Here is a 15,721-nt window from a genome sequence, read left to right as displayed (position 1 = left end):
GCTCGGCCACAGCCCGCTGATGGTTGGCGGGTGTTGGGGTTAGATGGAGAGACCAGCGATGAGACTTGATAAGAACAGAAGTTTGAAATTCGGTTTGAGCGTCCTGATGGCGAGTGCGGCGATCCCGGCGGCTTTGGCACAGCAGGGAGATAGCAAGGAAGATTCCCGCCGCCTTGAGACTATTCGCGTCGAAGGCCAGACTGTCGATGCGTCCGCATCCGACATCGCTGTGGACTTCGCTGAATACGGCACACAAGTTCAGTTGATCAGTTCGGAAGAAATTGAAACGGGCGGGTTCACGAATTTTGGCGAATTGGCCTCAGGCCTGATCCGCGGTGCGAACATTGGCTATTCGCCGGACGAAGGCGAGTTCACCATTCGCATTGATGGCGGCACTGATCGCGATACCTTGTTGCTGGTCGATGGCGTCCCATTCTTTGATCGCTCGTCTCCATTGGAAGATCTGTGGCCCGCGACAGCCATTGATCCGCGCATGATCGACGGTGTTGAAGTCTATCGTGGTGGCAACAGCCTCTATTTCGGATCCAATGGCGGCCTGGGCGTTGTGAGCGTGAAAACGAAACGCCCAGACGGCACTCAGAAAGGCGAATTCGGCGTCTATGCCGGTTCATTCAAAACCCGCGAGTATTATGGCAATATGTCGTTCCCTCTGGACAAGGCCGGCAAACACTCCGTGCTGGTCTATGGCCGCTCCTACGAGACGGATGCGCACGAACTCTTCGACGAGGAGGCCTATGGCGACAATGTGCTTGCGCTCGGCGGACGTCACGAATTCCCATACAGCTTCAATAGTCTGGGGATCAAATATTTGTGGGATATTGCACCTGAGACAGAGCTTCTGCTTGGTGCTTCGTACACGACGATCGATTTCAGAGACTCCTTCCCGCAAAGCACTATATTTCAGCCGAACTTCACAGAGTTCCCGATTTACACCGGCGAATTCAAGCATCGCTTCAATGACAAGCTCAAGCTGAATATCGAGGCGCACTATCAGGACCCTCAGCTCAAGAATAACGAGATTGATGCCCGTATCTGTCAGATCCCCCGCCTGTCGGATTTGCCGGAGGATATTCAAGCCATTGCTGCGGGTCAGGGGATTTCAAGCTTCTCTACAGCAACTGAGTTCGAAAGCTTCGCGGCAGGTATTTCCGGTCTCGCTGCGGGTTGTGTCACCAATCCGGTCGGGAGCGCGGGCAGCGCATCTGATGATCGTCTGAATGGCGGTAGCAATTTCTACATCAATCAGGATCCAGACAGCCCGTACTTCGGCCAGCCTTACGGCACGCACCAGAATCCGTTCCCAATCGGCGCACCCATTGGATATGTCGTGCAATCTACCGCCAGCTTCGGCGATGGTGGTCTGACGAAAGGCTTCGGGACGACTGATCAGAGGGAGTCTGGTTATGTCGATTACGGTCTGAATGCACGGGCCACTTATACGGTCAATGAGTATATCGAACTCGTCGCAGGTCTCCAGAATACTACCTATAAAGATAATTCTGATGACTCATTCGGCGTCAAGGATGTCAAGCTCACGAGTACGGGTGTCTATGGCGACCTAAGGCTCTCCCTGCCAATGCTGGATGGTTTCAGTGGGTCATTTGCCGCTCGTCAGGACTTCAACGACAATTTCGATGATCAGTCGATCTGGAAAGTCGGGCTGCGTCAGAACCTAGGATACGGTATCTATGCGCGGGGGTCTGGCGGCACGTCGTACAGTCTGCCGAAGATCGACGAAATCGGCGCATTCGGACCGGGCGCGAACATCAACCCTGGTCTGGAACCACAGGAAGTCAGCGCGTTTAACGTCGGGGCCGGTATCGATGGTGACATTTTTGGCGGAACCTACAATGTCGAGATCGGGTACTTTGAAACAGAAATCGAAAATCTTTTCTCCAGCCGGGCTATTGGTGCGGTCTGTTATGAATATGCCAATGATGTTGCAAACCCATTGTTCAACAATCTGAACAATGACACCGCAGCGATTGAACAGAACCGTCGGAACATCATTCCGCCGAGCGAATTCTGCGCCACGGCTGCAGCGGGCCTGAATGATCCTGGCGAAACAGTTGCGGTGAACGCGCTGCGTCAGCAGGATATTGAAGGCTTTACGATTGACGTCGCTTTCGACTTTGATCAGTGGCAGGCAGACTTCAGCTATACTGATATGGAGTCGCTGGAGCCGAACCCAGTCTTTGGAACGATGGCGCGCCTGGATGGCTCCACTACCGACCTTGGCTTTGTCGTGCCGGGGAAGGCTGGAAGCGCGGAGTATCGCCAATCTTCAGAACGTCCGGAATGGACGCTGTCCGGCCTCATCACCTACACGCCAACAGACCGCTGGACATTTGCACTGAACCCGCGCTTGCAAGGGCCGGAATGGGCATATGCGGGCACCAGCCTGGCGCGCATGGTGGATGAGAACGGAAACCGAGTAGTCGAAGATCTGAACTTCGGTGACTATTTCGTCCTCAATGGATCTGTTCAGTATTTCCTTGGCGAGGAGAAGCAGCACCGTTTCCTCATTCGCGGCGTGAACTTGCTGGATGAAGAATATTACGAGCGAGCTTCCGGTGGCTCGGGCTATAGCCGGGACCGTGCCGTGGTGCGCGGAGAAGTGGGCCCGAACGACAGTGCATACTACCGCCAGTATGGGTGGAACGGCAAACCGCGTTCGTTCTGGATCCAGTACGAGTACTCGTTCTAGTCATCCAATGGTCTGACCCTGTGTGAACAGGGGCAGGCTCGCCCCGATTGGATGATTAAAGGCTGCCGGCGTCTGTCCCACATGTCGGCAGCCACCCCTCTTCGCGTGTGGATGGAAGGACTCTCAATGTTTTCTCGTCGATTGTTTCTGGCGTCTTCTGGCGCTGCTCTTTGGGTGCCTAAACTGGCAAACGCTCAAAACGGCAAGCAGCACTTCACGTTGGGCGTCGCATCAGGATCGCCCCGGCCCAGCAGTGTGATTTTGTGGACGCGACTGGCCCCCAATCCGCTGCAAGGCGGCGGTATGCCGTCGGGCGTGGCGCAAGTGCGATATCGTGTGTGCACTGATGAGGAAATGCGAAAGACGTTGATGGATGGCATCGCCACCACAGCCGAAGACAAGGCACATTCGGTGCATGTGCGTATCGAAGGCTTGCGGCCGGGTCGGGAGTATTTCTATCAATTTTATTATGGCGACGAAGAAAGTCCTGTCGGGCGGACACGAACATCAAGCCCCGATGACGACTCTGCCAGGATCGCGCTGGCCTATTGCCAACACTACGAGTCCGGTCACTACGCGGCCTATCGTGATCTTGCGGAATGGGTGCCCGACTGCGTCGTTCATACCGGAGATTATATCTATGAGGGCGGCATCAGTCCGCTTGGCGCGCGGATGCGCGATGTGGGGGGCGGGGAGCGGCGTTTGTTTGAGACCGTGCGCCAGCACAATAGCGACGAAATTACCACCTTATGGGACTATCGAAATCGTTATGCGCTCTACCGTTCCGATCCACACCTTCAGGCGGCACACGCTATTGCGCCCTGGATCGTCGCGATGGATGATCACGAGGTCGATAATAACTGGGCCTCAAACACGCCTCAGGACCCGGAAAAGCAGACGCAGCTCGAATTCCAGGTTCGTAAATATGCAGCTTTCAAGGCCTATTATGAGCATATGCCGATCGAAGAGCCGCCCACTCTGCGAGATATGAGGCCTGCGCTGAAGCTCTACAACAAGTACGTGTTCGGGCCTGCTCAGATACATTTGCTGGATACGCGTCAGTTCCGGTCGGACCAGCCGTGCGGCGATGGCCGCAAGCCGCTTTGTTCAGATGCGACAGATCCGGCTCGCACCATGTTGGGTGCAGAACAGGAAGCTTGGCTGAGCCGTGAGCTCAAGCAGTCCAGCTCCGCTTTCAATGTCATCGCAACGCAAACCTGGTTCACTCCTTATCGCTACAATGCGCCGCCTGACGGTCCGGTCACCAATGTGGACAGCTGGGACGGCTATCCGGCTGCGCGCAACCGGCTCTCGTCCGTCTTGGCAAATGACGTGTCGAACCCCGTTTTCCTGACAGGGGATTGGCACACCGCCATGGCATCGACTCTGTATGAAAAGCCCTTCGATCCAACATCGAAGCGCATCGGCCATGAACTCGTGGGTGGTCCCATTTCCTCCGGGTGCCCCTGGGCGCGGGATATGGAGGTTATGCGGAGCGCGAACCCTCACGTTTCCCACTTGAATGGACAGCAGCGGGGCTATCTGCGAGCCACGTTTACCTCCGACAATTGTCATGGAGAGTTCCGCGTCGTCGAGGATGCTGGCCGAGCCAATTCACCTGTTTTCACCGATATTGAAATTCGAACCAAAGACATCTGATGTTTCCCGAACCCGGCACCACTCAAGCCAAGTGCCTATCCTAAAGAGGACCAAGCCCATGTTTTCAAAGATCAGCCTGATTGCTGCGTGTACATCGCTTTATGTTTCCACCGCTGTTGCGCATGAGCGTGCGGTGGAGTTTCCTGACACGGAAGATGGCAGCGTCGTTTTGGCCGCCGACCTGCACACTCATTCGGTATTTTCAGACGGCGAAGTCTGGCCGTCCATTCGGGTCAAGGAGGCCCATCTGGACGGGCTGGAAGTTCTGGCGGTAACTGAGCATTTGGAGCATCAGCCACACAAGGCCGACATGCCGCATCCGGACCGGAACAGGTCTTATGAGATTGCTGAAGGCGTACGGGCAGATTCGGAGTTCGACCTGATGGTTATCAATGGCGCGGAGGTCACTCGCGATATGCCCTATGGGCATATCAACGCCATCTTCCTGAGTGATGCGAACGCGCTTCTGACTGAAGAACCAAAGCAGGCCATGAAGGCGGCGAAGGCCCAAGGGGCGTTTGTGTTCTTGAACCATCCGAATTGGTTGCCGCATGTGTCGGATGGGATTGCGCGTCTCAGTGACTATCACAAGGATCTGATCGCGGAGGGCCTGCTTCAGGGCATCGAGGTCGTGAATGGAACTTTGGATGGGCACTCCGAACATGCGCTCCAGATTGCCCTAGACAATAATCTGACCGTAATGGGCACGTCTGACATCCATGGCCTTGTGGATTGGACCCATAGTGCCGGAGCTGGCGGGCATCGCCCGATGACGCTCGTATTGGCTTCGGATCGTAGCGAAGCGGCCTTCAAACGGGCTTTGTTTGATGGCCGTACAGTGGCCTGGTCTTATGACGACCTGCTCGGCCGGGAAGAGCATGTGAAGGCAGTGGTTGATGCCTGTCTCACTCTTGAGGCTGAACCGGCCGTGCGTGACTACACAGTGATCTCCGCGAAAATCGTCAATACTTGCCCGGTAAATTTCACTCTGCTTAATCAGGGAGAGGAAACGTTCCAGAACACCGGCGATGTGCTGAATGTAAAACGGGATGGGGAGACGGCGGTTGCTGTGCGCACCAAAACCGGCAAAGGTCAGATGGTTCTGACCGTTGATGTACTGAACGCCCAGATTGGCTTTCGCAAAGCCTTGACGACACGTCTTGTGACAGCGATTCCCGCTCAATAGCTCTCGGATCGTTCCGGAAATTCCTATCTCCTGTCAGAGCGCACATCCCCATGGGATGTGCGCTTTCCTCTTCGTGACGGCAAAGTTCATTTCAAACCCCAAGATGCAATTGACTTGCAATAACATTTCCCCTAGTCGGCAGTTAATACTGAGACACATTCTCATAAATGCAAATCCAAGGGGTAAATTTGATGCGAGTATCGCGGGTCAGCGCTGTCAGTACTGTTGCGCTTCTTATAGGTGTGGCATCTGCCGCTCCGGTCTGGGCGCAGACTTCGGACACGGACCGGGCCGAAGAGAGCCGTCAGGAAACGGTGATCGTGACCGGTACGACCGGATCTTTTGGTGCGACCAAGAACGAAACACCGATCGTCGAGACGGCACGCTCGCTCTCCGTCGAAACATCCGACATGTTCATAGACAAGGGCGCCTTGCGGCTGGTCGATACGCTGACCTATGTGGCGGGTGTGACTGCCGAGCCCTATGGCTTCTCAACCCGCGGTGATTTCCCATTCTCCCGTGGTCTAAGCATACCGCGTTATCGTGACTCCATTCAGGAACTCTTCGGTAGCTACAACTCCACTCGTGCCGACGTATACACGATTGAGCAAGTTGAAGTGCTCAAAGGTCCAGCTTCGGTACTCTATGGTCAGGGGTCACCGGGCGGTATCGTCAACTATGTGTCGAAAACGCCGTTGGAAGACTTTGGCGGCGAGATCGCGGCACAAGTGGGAAACAATGATCACTACCAGATTGCAGGTGACGTAACCGGGCCAGTCGCAGGTTCAGATGGCAAGCTGCTGTATCGTCTGGTTGGCCTCTATCGCGACACAGGTACGCAGATTGATCAGGTTGACGAGACGACGACGGTTTTCATGCCATCACTCAGCTGGTTGCCGACGACAGATACCAAGTTTACAGTGATCGGACTTCTTCAGGATACCGATAGCGATGCAGCTGCCCAGTTCATTCCGGTCGAAGGTACGCTCAATCCGCTCAGTTCTTCAGGCGGCTACCTGAACAACAATGTCTATGCCGGTGAGCCTGGTTTCAACCGTTATAATACGGACTCACAGCAAATTACCTTGTTGGGTGAACATCGCATCAATGATGTATTCAAGCTGGAGGGTACGGCGCTTTGGCGGTCCGGCGAGGCCGACTATCAACAAGCTTGGCCGGTCTTCTACGGTCCGCGCTATCTGAACCAGATTCTCGATGCCACACCCGCCTTGCAGGCTGCGGCAGACCTGCAGGGACTGACGTTCACCGACACGACCGTGCCCCGTACATTCTATCAAGGTGACAATACGTTCGACCAGATGGCAGGCGACTTGCGCCTCCGCGCAGAATTTGCCACCGGCAAGTTCGATCACCATGTCCTCGCCGGGATGCAGTATCAAGACGTCGAAACCGACAGTGACTCTGCATACTATTTCGGCGGCGGGGTTCTGGCCGGCGACTTCCGTTATGTTCTCGATCTGGCGAACCCGGTTTATGGAAACTATCCAGACCAGGCGACATTTGACGCGATCTACAGTGACACACCCGCTTCGAACGTCGAAGACTTCGGCATCTATCTTTCCGACCAGATATCCTACGAAAACTGGCGTTTCACGCTGGGCCTGCGCAGCGATAGTGTCGAGAATGACAGCGGTACGACCGTCCAGGATGACGACGCGATATCGACCAGCGTTGGCGTACTCTATCGATTCGACAACGGTTTTGCGCCATATGCCAGCTATTCGGAATCCTTCGAGACCGTTGTCGGAACTGATACGCTCACCAACAATCCGCTGAAACCTCAGGAGGCCCGTCAGTATGAAGTGGGTATCAAGTATGAACCTGAAGCCTTACCGGGATTGATCACGTTCAACTATTTCGACATCGAAATCTCCAATTTGTCCAACCCGAACTCCCTGCCGGGTGCCGCCTCGCAACAGGAAGGCGTTGGCAAGCTGAAAGGCTTCGAATTCGAGAGCCACGTTCAGATTGATGAAGTCTATCTGCAGGCATCCATTTCCACGCTCGATGCGGAAGACCCGAACGGATTCCAGTTGGCGGCTGCACCGGAAACGCAGGCGTCTTTGTGGACTACATGGCGTCCAGACGGTCGTTGGTCCGGTTTCAAATCAGGCGCAGGTATCCGTTATGTGGGCGAGACCGTTTCCGAGAACGGAACCGTCCGCTACGTGACGCCAGACTATACGCTAGGCGACCTGATGATCGGTTACGAGTGGGACACATGGGATTTTCAGGTCAATGCACGCAATCTGACCGACGAAGACTATCTCACGGGTTGCTTGACGCGGGGGGATTGTTTTCCTGGCCAGCGCCGAACGGTCGTAGCCAGCCTGCGCTACAAATTCTAAGGCGGGCGCTATATGAGCCATGCTGACTATATCCTGGCGATCCTTGCCTCGGTCGGAGGCATATTCGGTCTTGCGCTGCTCTTCGCAGTGTGGCGCAAGCCGGGGCGCCCGGTCCTTCTGGTGCTCGGATGGGCGCTGGTGGCCGCAAGTCTTGTCGTATGGTTTGTTGTCAATTTTGATCGCGGTGTCGCACAGGTCGCCTCGCTCCTGATGCTGATCGTGGCCGGGGCGATCACTCTGCCGGGGCTGCGCGGAACCAACGGCCTGCAAGCGCCTGTCCGAAATCGCGAGGTACCTGATCGCGCACGCCGGTCACCCTTGCAGATGACAGCCGACATCGGTTCCGGAATATGGACGTTTCTGCTGGCCGGACCGGCTGCAGGTGCGATCTCTCTATATGCTGGAGGGGCGCTCCTGCGCCTTACCAAACCGGAAATAGGCAATCCGACGAATGCCGTGGTGGTGGCCTTCCTCGTCAGCTTATCCCTATGGGCCGTATTGAGCACGTTGGTGCTCATAGAAAAACGCAAATTACGTCGCAGCGTCTATGTGGTGGTCGCCTTGGCGGCCGTGCTCTGCGCCGCTCTCATTTAGCTTGTCGAGACTCTTCCTATGGCAAAATCCCTCTGGCCAAAATCTTCAAGTGAACGTGTTGATTCCGCCCTGTCGGCGCACTCTGTCATGGGGCTGGTAATCAGCGCTTTGCTATTTGTCATCTGTGTGAGTGGCACGATTGCCGTGTTTGAGGACGAGCTGGAATGGTGGGAGCAAGCGGGCACTCCGACGGTGCACGAAGTTTCTCCATCCGTGATGCAAGCGACTGCCGAAGAAGTGCTCAAGCGCGATCCCGAAACGACGCATCTCTACATGTATCCTCCGCGGGAAAACTGGCCCCGTTTTGTGGCTGGTGGGGACAATGGCATATTCGTGTTGAATGAGTCCGGTGAATTCGTGCGCCAACTGGAGGCGCCTTGGAACGATTTCCTTATTGAACTCCATTACTATCTCACCATGCCGCACAGTCTCGGCATCATCATTGTTGCCATATTTGGTGTCATGCTCGTGTCTATGTCAGTCTCGGGACTGCTCGCGCATCCGCGTATCTTCCGGGATGCTTTCCGATTTCGGCGCACCGGCCAGGCGCGGCTGGCTCAGGCCGACCTTCATAATCGTCTCAGCGTCTGGACGACGCCTTTCCTCATTGCTGTGGCGGGAACTGGTGCGATGATCGGACTGTTCGGTGTCGTGGCATTCGTTTTTGCACAGACCAATTTTGGTGGCGACACGAAGAAGCTTAGTGAGGCGATCTTCGGCGGTGAAATCCTCGAAGCTGACGCCACGCCTGCACCAATTACCGGCGTGGATACGGCGCTCATCAATCTCGATCGCGATATACCTGAGGCAAACCCTTTCATTGTGATCATTCATGAGCCTGGAACCAAAAGTCAGCACATCGAGATCTATGGCGACGAGACCAATCGCCTGATTTATGGGGAAACCTATACCTATTCGACGGATGGCAAGTTGCTTGCGACCGGGCACAATTCCGACGGGCCGGTTGGTCAACAGATCGCCATGTCGATGTATCGGCTTCATTTCGGTGATTTCGGCGGCGCGCTGATGAAGTCGATCTATTTCCTGTTGGGCATCATGCTCTGTATTGTCGTTGCCACCGGCTTGAACATCTATTTCCTCAAGCGCCGCGAGAAGGGGCGTGCGGCACCGCGTCTGGAAGCGATGTGGAGTGGTTGGATCTGGGGCAGTATGGCCATGTTCCCGATTACGCTGACGGTTAGTCTTCTGGGTGTCAGTGGCGGTTGGCTGATCGCGATGTTCTGGCTTGGATCAATCGTGTTTTCAGGTGTTGCAACTGCATGGATGAGTGCAGCGTCGGCGGGCCTGATGTTTCGTGCAATCTTTGGCGCGGCCTTGCTCTCTGCATCTCTGGTTCATCTGCTGCGCGGCGACATGGATTGGACCAATGCCTACATGGTGACCATCTCCGTGGCTCTGCTTGCCACAGGGGGAGCTTTTGTTGCGAAGGCGCTTTGGTCCAAGCGGTTCAGTGCAGAGCCAGCGACGACTGTTCAGGCTGGCTGAGGCAAACTATGCCTGACTTCAATGAAAGTCCCTGCTTCGCGGGATCACTCGGACATTGCGGGGGTGTTGACCGCTTGTCCGTTGTGCCGGGCCCTTGCGTTCGGGAATTGGGCGTGTGACCTCGTCGGCGCGGTCGAGAACCCTTTTCAACGGATCATCTCCAATATCCTCTGACAGGTGAACAAGGTCTCCCGTCCGGTCTATCAACTGGTTCGCCACGATGTGGGTAACATTGTCGGCGGTTTGAACGCGGCCCTTCACCATCAAGACACGCGCACCCATCACGACTGGCCGAAAGCGTTCGAACACGTTCGGCCAGACAACCAGATTGGCGATGCCGGTCTCGTCCTCAATGGTGATGAAACAGACCCCGCTGGCCGAACCCGGGCGTTGACGCACCAGTACGACACCTGCCGTTTGAACCCGTGCACCATTTGGCAAATGGCACGCCTCCTGCGTTGAGACGACGCCCATCCTGTTATAGCCCGCTCTCAGAAAGGAGACCGGATGGTCCTTCAATGAGAGGCGGGTCGTTTGGTAATCCTGCAGGACTTGTTCTGAGCGCGGCATGAGGGGGAGTATTGGCACCTGTTCGGCTCCCTGTTCTGCCGCATCAGCTGCGGCGAACAGGGGCAGCGTGTTGCCGCTGGTTTCGCCACGTACGCTCCATAGGGCCTCGCGCCGGCTAAGCTGCATTGAGCCGAATGCATCTGCTGCGGCGAGTAGTTCAAGCGACCGGCGGCTGACTCTTGCTCGTCGGCGAATATCTTCTGGGTGGTCGTAGGCATTGCCCCGGGCAATCATCATCGCTTCCATCTCGTCTTCGCGCAGACCGTCCACCTGTCTGAAACCGAGACGAACAGCACAATATGTCCCGTCCGTTGGTTCCAGCGTATTGTTCCAATCCGAAAGATTCACATCCACGGGACGGATTTCCACGCCATGCTCGCGGGCATCCCGCACAATCTGCGCGGGCGCATAGAAGCCCATGGGCTGGCTGTTCAGCAGCGCTGCGCAGAAAACATCCGGATGATGCCGCTTTAGCCAGCTCGAGACGTAAACAAGGTGGGCAAAGGAAGCGGCATGGCTTTCTGGAAATCCATACTCGCCGAAGCCCTTCACCTGGTCGAAGCATCGTGCCGCGAAGGTCGCATCATAGCCGCGCGCGATCATACGCTCGACCATCATGTCCTGATAGTTGCCAATCGTCCCCATTTTGCGGAAAGTGGCCATCGCCCGGCGCAGACCATTGGCTTCATCGGCTGAGAACTTTGCAGCATCCATGGCAATCTGCATCGCCTGCTCCTGAAACAAGGGCACGCCCAGCGTGCGACTGAGGATGCGTTCGAGTTCATCTGGCGGTCCATGCTCAGGTGCCGGTGAAGGATAAGTTATGGTTTCAAGGCCTTTCCGGCGACGCAGATAGGGATGCACCATATCACCCTGAATGGGGCCGGGCCGGACGATCGCGACCTCGATTACAAGGTCATAGAAAGTACGTGGCCGCAGGCGCGGCAGCATGTTCATCTGTGCTCGGCTTTCCACCTGAAATACACCGAGGCTGTCACCTTCGCAGAGCATCTCATACGTGGCCTCATCATCCTGTGGGATGGTGGCGGGTGTATACTCCAACCCCTTGTGCAGCTGAAGCAGGTCAAATGCCTTCCGGATACAGGTCAGCATGCCGAGGGCCAGAATATCCACCTTCATGATACCGAGGGCATTAATATCGTCCTTGTCCCATTCAATGAAAGTGCGCTCGTCCATGGCGGCATTGCCGATGGGGACTGTCTCGACCAAGGGTCCGCGCGTCAGAACAAAGCCGCCGACATGCTGTGACAGGTGCCGCGGGAAACCAATCAGCTGCTGGGTGAGCAGAATGGCCCGGCGGATCATTGGATTGGCCGGGTCGAGCCCGGCCTGGCGGATCTGATCTGGATTGATGGCGCTGCCCCAACTACCCCAGACCGTTCCGGCGAGGGCGGCGGATATATCTTCGGTCAGGCCGAGCGCCTTGCAGACCTCCCGCACGGCCGAGCGCGGTCGATAGGAAATCACCGTGGCGGTCAGGGCCGCCTTGTGTCGGCCATAGCGATTGTAGACATACTGAATGACTTCCTCGCGGCGCTCATGTTCAAAATCGACATCGATATCCGGTGGCTCTTTGCGTTCCTTTGACAGGAATCGTTCGAACAGGAGGCTGGTCAGGGCCGGGTCTACATTGGTGATTCCTATACAATAGCAAACTGCCGAATTCGCTGCGGAGCCACGCCCCTGGCATAGGATGTCCTGCTCGCGTGCCCAAGCCACGATATCGTTCACGGTCAGGAAATAGCGCGCATAATCCAGCTCCTCGATCAGGGCGAGCTCCTTGTTGAGGGCGGCGCTGACTTTGCCTGGAATGCCATCCGGATAGCGCCATTGCGCGCCTTTCCAGGTGAGGTCATGAAGGTGTTCCTGCGGTGTCTTTCCCACCGGGACAGGTTCGTCGGGATACTCGTAGGAAAGCTCATCTAGGCTGAAGTTGCAGCGCTCTGCGATCTTGACGGTTCGATGCAAGGCTGGCTCGAACCCTTTGAAAAGTCGAGCCATTTCGTCTGGTGATTTCAAATGACGTTCAGCATTGGCCTCCAGTCGGTAGCCTGCTTGCTCTATCGTGCAGTGCGTGCGGATGCAGGTGAGCACGTCCTGCAGCGGGCGGCGTTCCGGGGTATGGTAGAGCACGTCATTTGTCGCCACGATCGGTACACCCTGCCGGGCGCAAAAATCGGCGAGGCGGGCAATCCGTTCCCGATTACGGCCATGATAGGCATAGCTGGCCGCCACATAGACGTTGCCTGGCGCGCGTGCCGCGAACCGTTCCAGGACTTTGGCAAAGGTCGTGTCTAACTTGTCCGGCGGCTGGAAAATGAAGACCTGTCCTTCGGCATGGGCAAGAATGTTTTCCAGCGTGATCAGGCAGTCGCCTTTTTCCGCTTGCAATTTACCGGCCGATAAAAGGTGCGAAAGGTGCCCATAAGCTGTCCGGTTCTTTGGATAGCAAATCACTTCCGGGCCGTCCGTCGGCACGAGGCGCGCACCGACGAGGAGAGGCAGGCCGGCTTCTTTTGCCGCGATATGGGCGCGCACGACACCGGCAAGCGTATTATGGTCTGCAACACCGATGGCGACATGCCCCAATTGTTTGGCGGTCAGGACGAGTTCTTCTGCATGTGAGGCACCGTGCAAAAAAGAAAAATTCGTCGTAACGGAGAGTTCGGCATAGTCGGTCATGCGAAGAGGCCGTGTACATACCATTCGGGCGCGCCGCCACGCCCATCGCCATAAAGTCCTTCCCGGAACAGCCAATAACGCCGCCCCTCCGCGTCCTCTACACGGTAATAGTCCCGCGCGCGCGGGAGGAGCTTTACCGGTCCGGATGGGGCATCCAGCATGGCCTCGAGATCTGCGCGCACATGCGCGATCTGGGCAGCATCGGCACGCGGGTCCATTTTGGGGGTGAGCCATTGGCGGGCCTGGCCTCTCAGCGCTGGCGGGGGCTGTGGCACGGCAATATGGGTCCACCATTCCGGAGCGATCCGTTCAGGTCCGTCGGCCCGCGTCACTGTACGCGGCACGCGACGCCAGATGAAGCGCAGCGGCGGGCCGTCCGGCACTTCGGCCATGACTGTGATGCGTTCCGGTGAGGACAGGAGGCGAATGGGGCGCGGTCCGGCAGCCGTGCTGTGGGTGGCGAGGGCCGGGACATCGCCGATGAACTGCACTTGCCGTTCGGCGCGTTCCGGCACATGACTCTCTCGTGGTTGGACAAGGCTTACGGTGTGTTCGCCCAGCCGGGCCATGATCCGGTCGGCCAGCGCGGACAGGGCGGCAGTGTTCATGTCCGTCGAGGCGAGGTCGCCCGACAGCGCCATGGGGCTGGTCTCCATCTTGTCCGTGCGATGGGCTTCGAGCAAAAGCAGGTCGATACCAAAGCCGGGGTCAATCGAATCGATCCGTTCACGAAACAGGCGGAGAATGTGTTTCGGCTCACGCGCAGGGCGGGCGGTCTTCACTTCCAGTTCAGCGCGTGTACCGTCAGACTTGAAAGCCATGAGCAGAAAGTGCCGCGCGCCGAGACCAGCCGCACCGAGGGCCTCACACAGATCCTGCGCCAGTTGTTCGAGGCCAATTCCGATGGCTTCGCTGGTGGCAATCGGTTCCGGACAGTTCAACCGGGCGGATCGGATCGGCAGGGGACGCAGGGGCGCCAGTGGTTCATGGCGCAGGCCCAAGGCCTGGTCGAGCCTTAGGAGTACCGCATCGGCGGCGGATCTTGACTGGAAGCGCCGCCCCAGAGCTTTACGATCGATGCCGTAAAGCTGGCCGATCCGCGTGAGGCCGAAGCGGCGCAGCAGGGTTTCGGTGTCAGGCGACAGGCGCAGGGCTGCGACGGGAAGTTCGGCAAGGCCAGCCTGTTCTTCGCCTTCTTTCAGGCAGGTGCCCGGCGCAGCACGGGACAGAGCGGAGGCTGCGCCCGGCGTGCCGGCAAGGCCCAGCCTGTGCGGGATGGCATTGCGCTCCAGCAGATCGGATAGTGTCTCCATCATGGCCAGTTCGCCGCCATAGAGGTGTTCGCACCCCGTGGTCTCCAGGATGAGGCCGTCAGTGCCATCAATCGCGATCAGCGGCGTAAACCGGATCATCCAGTCGCCAAGTGCGGACAGGGCACGGATGTCGGCGACCGGGTCCATGTCCTCGGTAACAAGGTTGGGCACGCGGGCCCGTGCATCGGTGAAGACCAACCCCTCTGTTATGCCAAGCTGACGGGCAGGGTCATTGGCAGCGGCGATGCGCAGACCCTTGGTGCTGTTTTCAAGCAGGGCAAAGGGCAGGTGGGGATCAGGCGGTTTGCCGGAGGCCGGGCGGGCCGATCCGGTCCTGAGGCCGCGGCGAGCGCGCCGGAGCCGGGTCAGCGGCCAGTCCGGAAACCACACGCAAAGATAGCGTTTCATCGTCAAGCTCCAGATCAAAGGATTGCCCTGCCATGTGCGGGGCCTGGCGGGACCGTTCGAGCACAGCCTTCCAGCGGAGCGCTCCGGGGGCATGCGTGTCATAACGGTTGGGGGATGAGGGACGGGGGGAAAGACGCCACCGGACATTGGCAGCGGTGGCGCCGTCCCGCGTATAGGGCATCAACAGGATGACCGGCGTGCCATGCCGCCCGGATACAAGTGCGAGACGGCGCGAGGCGGTGAAACTGGCATCCTCCAATTCTGCAATCACCAGTGAGGCCACACCGGAGCGGATGGCTTCTTCGGTGGCCCAGAGAGCTTCTGCAGGCTTGCGCGGGGTGATGTTCAGGCTTGGGGGCAGGTCCGGGGCGACTTCTCGGCAGCCAGCCTGAAGGAGGCCGCCATGGGCCTGTTTCAGGCTGGACTGGCGGATCCAGATAACAGGGCCCTTGCGACGTGTGCGTGCCGCGAGCGCAAAGCCGGTCATCGCCGGAAAGTCCCCGTGTGAGGCCTCGCAGATCTCATGGACACCTGCCTCTCCCAGACCGAGTGGAAAAGACAGGCTCGGCTGCTGCTGAGGCGGGAAGCTATGAAACGCGTCCTTCAGGGAAGATGGGATTGAGGCCATTTGTTCATTATTTGTTCTTATCACATTGAGTCAACTGACTCCGTCGAGCAGAAAGGA

Annotated in this window: 9 protein-coding genes; 6 read left to right on the top strand and 3 right to left on the bottom strand. The window is 57.4% G+C overall.

The features are described 5' to 3' along the window. The first annotated feature begins 58 nt into the window (after positions 1-58). From B2344_RS00590 to B2344_RS00565, 6 genes are all read left to right on the top strand, one after another. Positions 59-2,728: a TonB-dependent receptor plug domain-containing protein gene (locus B2344_RS00590; RefSeq protein WP_290484436.1), complete on the top strand. Its 2,670-nt coding sequence runs from the start codon at positions 59-61 to the stop codon at positions 2,726-2,728. 81 nt (positions 2,729-2,809) lie between these two features. Beyond that, entirely contained in the window at positions 2,810-4,387 is a 1,578-nt protein-coding gene (locus B2344_RS00585; RefSeq protein WP_349679767.1) for an alkaline phosphatase D family protein, read from the top strand. 58 nt (positions 4,388-4,445) lie between these two features. After that, positions 4,446-5,573: an Sb-PDE family phosphodiesterase gene (locus B2344_RS00580; protein WP_290484435.1), complete on the top strand. Its 1,128-nt coding sequence runs from the start codon at positions 4,446-4,448 to the stop codon at positions 5,571-5,573. A gap of 191 nt (positions 5,574-5,764) precedes the next feature. Beyond that, a complete protein-coding gene (locus B2344_RS00575; protein WP_290484434.1) occupies positions 5,765-7,942 on the top strand; it encodes a TonB-dependent siderophore receptor in 2,178 nt (725 codons plus the stop codon). Between the two features lie 12 nt (positions 7,943-7,954). After that, entirely contained in the window at positions 7,955-8,536 is a 582-nt protein-coding gene (locus B2344_RS00570) for a hypothetical protein (RefSeq protein ID WP_290484433.1), read from the top strand. A gap of 18 nt (positions 8,537-8,554) precedes the next feature. Then, positions 8,555-10,042 carry a PepSY-associated TM helix domain-containing protein gene (locus B2344_RS00565; protein ID WP_290484432.1) on the top strand — a complete coding sequence of 496 codons (1,488 nt, stop codon included), beginning with the start codon at positions 8,555-8,557 and terminating at the stop codon, positions 10,040-10,042. Between the two features lie 18 nt (positions 10,043-10,060). Here B2344_RS00565 and B2344_RS00560 read toward each other — a convergent pair whose 3' ends face one another. Genes B2344_RS00560 through B2344_RS00550 form a run of 3 tightly spaced genes read right to left on the bottom strand, consistent with a single transcriptional unit; the run spans position 10,061 to position 15,664 of the window. Beyond that, positions 10,061-13,315, bottom strand: a complete 3,255-nt coding sequence (locus B2344_RS00560; RefSeq protein WP_290484431.1) for an error-prone DNA polymerase — start codon at positions 13,313-13,315, stop codon at positions 10,061-10,063. Continuing rightward, positions 13,312-15,036, bottom strand: coding sequence for a Y-family DNA polymerase (locus B2344_RS00555; RefSeq protein WP_290484430.1), 1,725 nt, complete (start codon positions 15,034-15,036; stop codon positions 13,312-13,314). Before B2344_RS00555 ends, B2344_RS00560 begins: the two co-directional genes overlap by 4 nt. Beyond that, positions 14,924-15,664 (bottom strand): ImuA family protein, encoded by a 741-nt coding sequence (locus tag B2344_RS00550; protein ID WP_290484429.1) that lies wholly within the window; start codon positions 15,662-15,664, stop codon positions 14,924-14,926. Before B2344_RS00550 ends, B2344_RS00555 begins: the two co-directional genes overlap by 113 nt. Positions 15,665-15,721: the final 57 nt, after the last annotated feature.

The organism is Hyphomonas sp. UBA3195 (genome assembly GCF_002366485.1).
In the GTDB taxonomy this organism is placed as follows: Bacteria; Pseudomonadota; Alphaproteobacteria; order Caulobacterales; family Hyphomonadaceae; genus Hyphomonas.
This window is presented reverse-complemented; position numbering and strand designations above follow the sequence as displayed.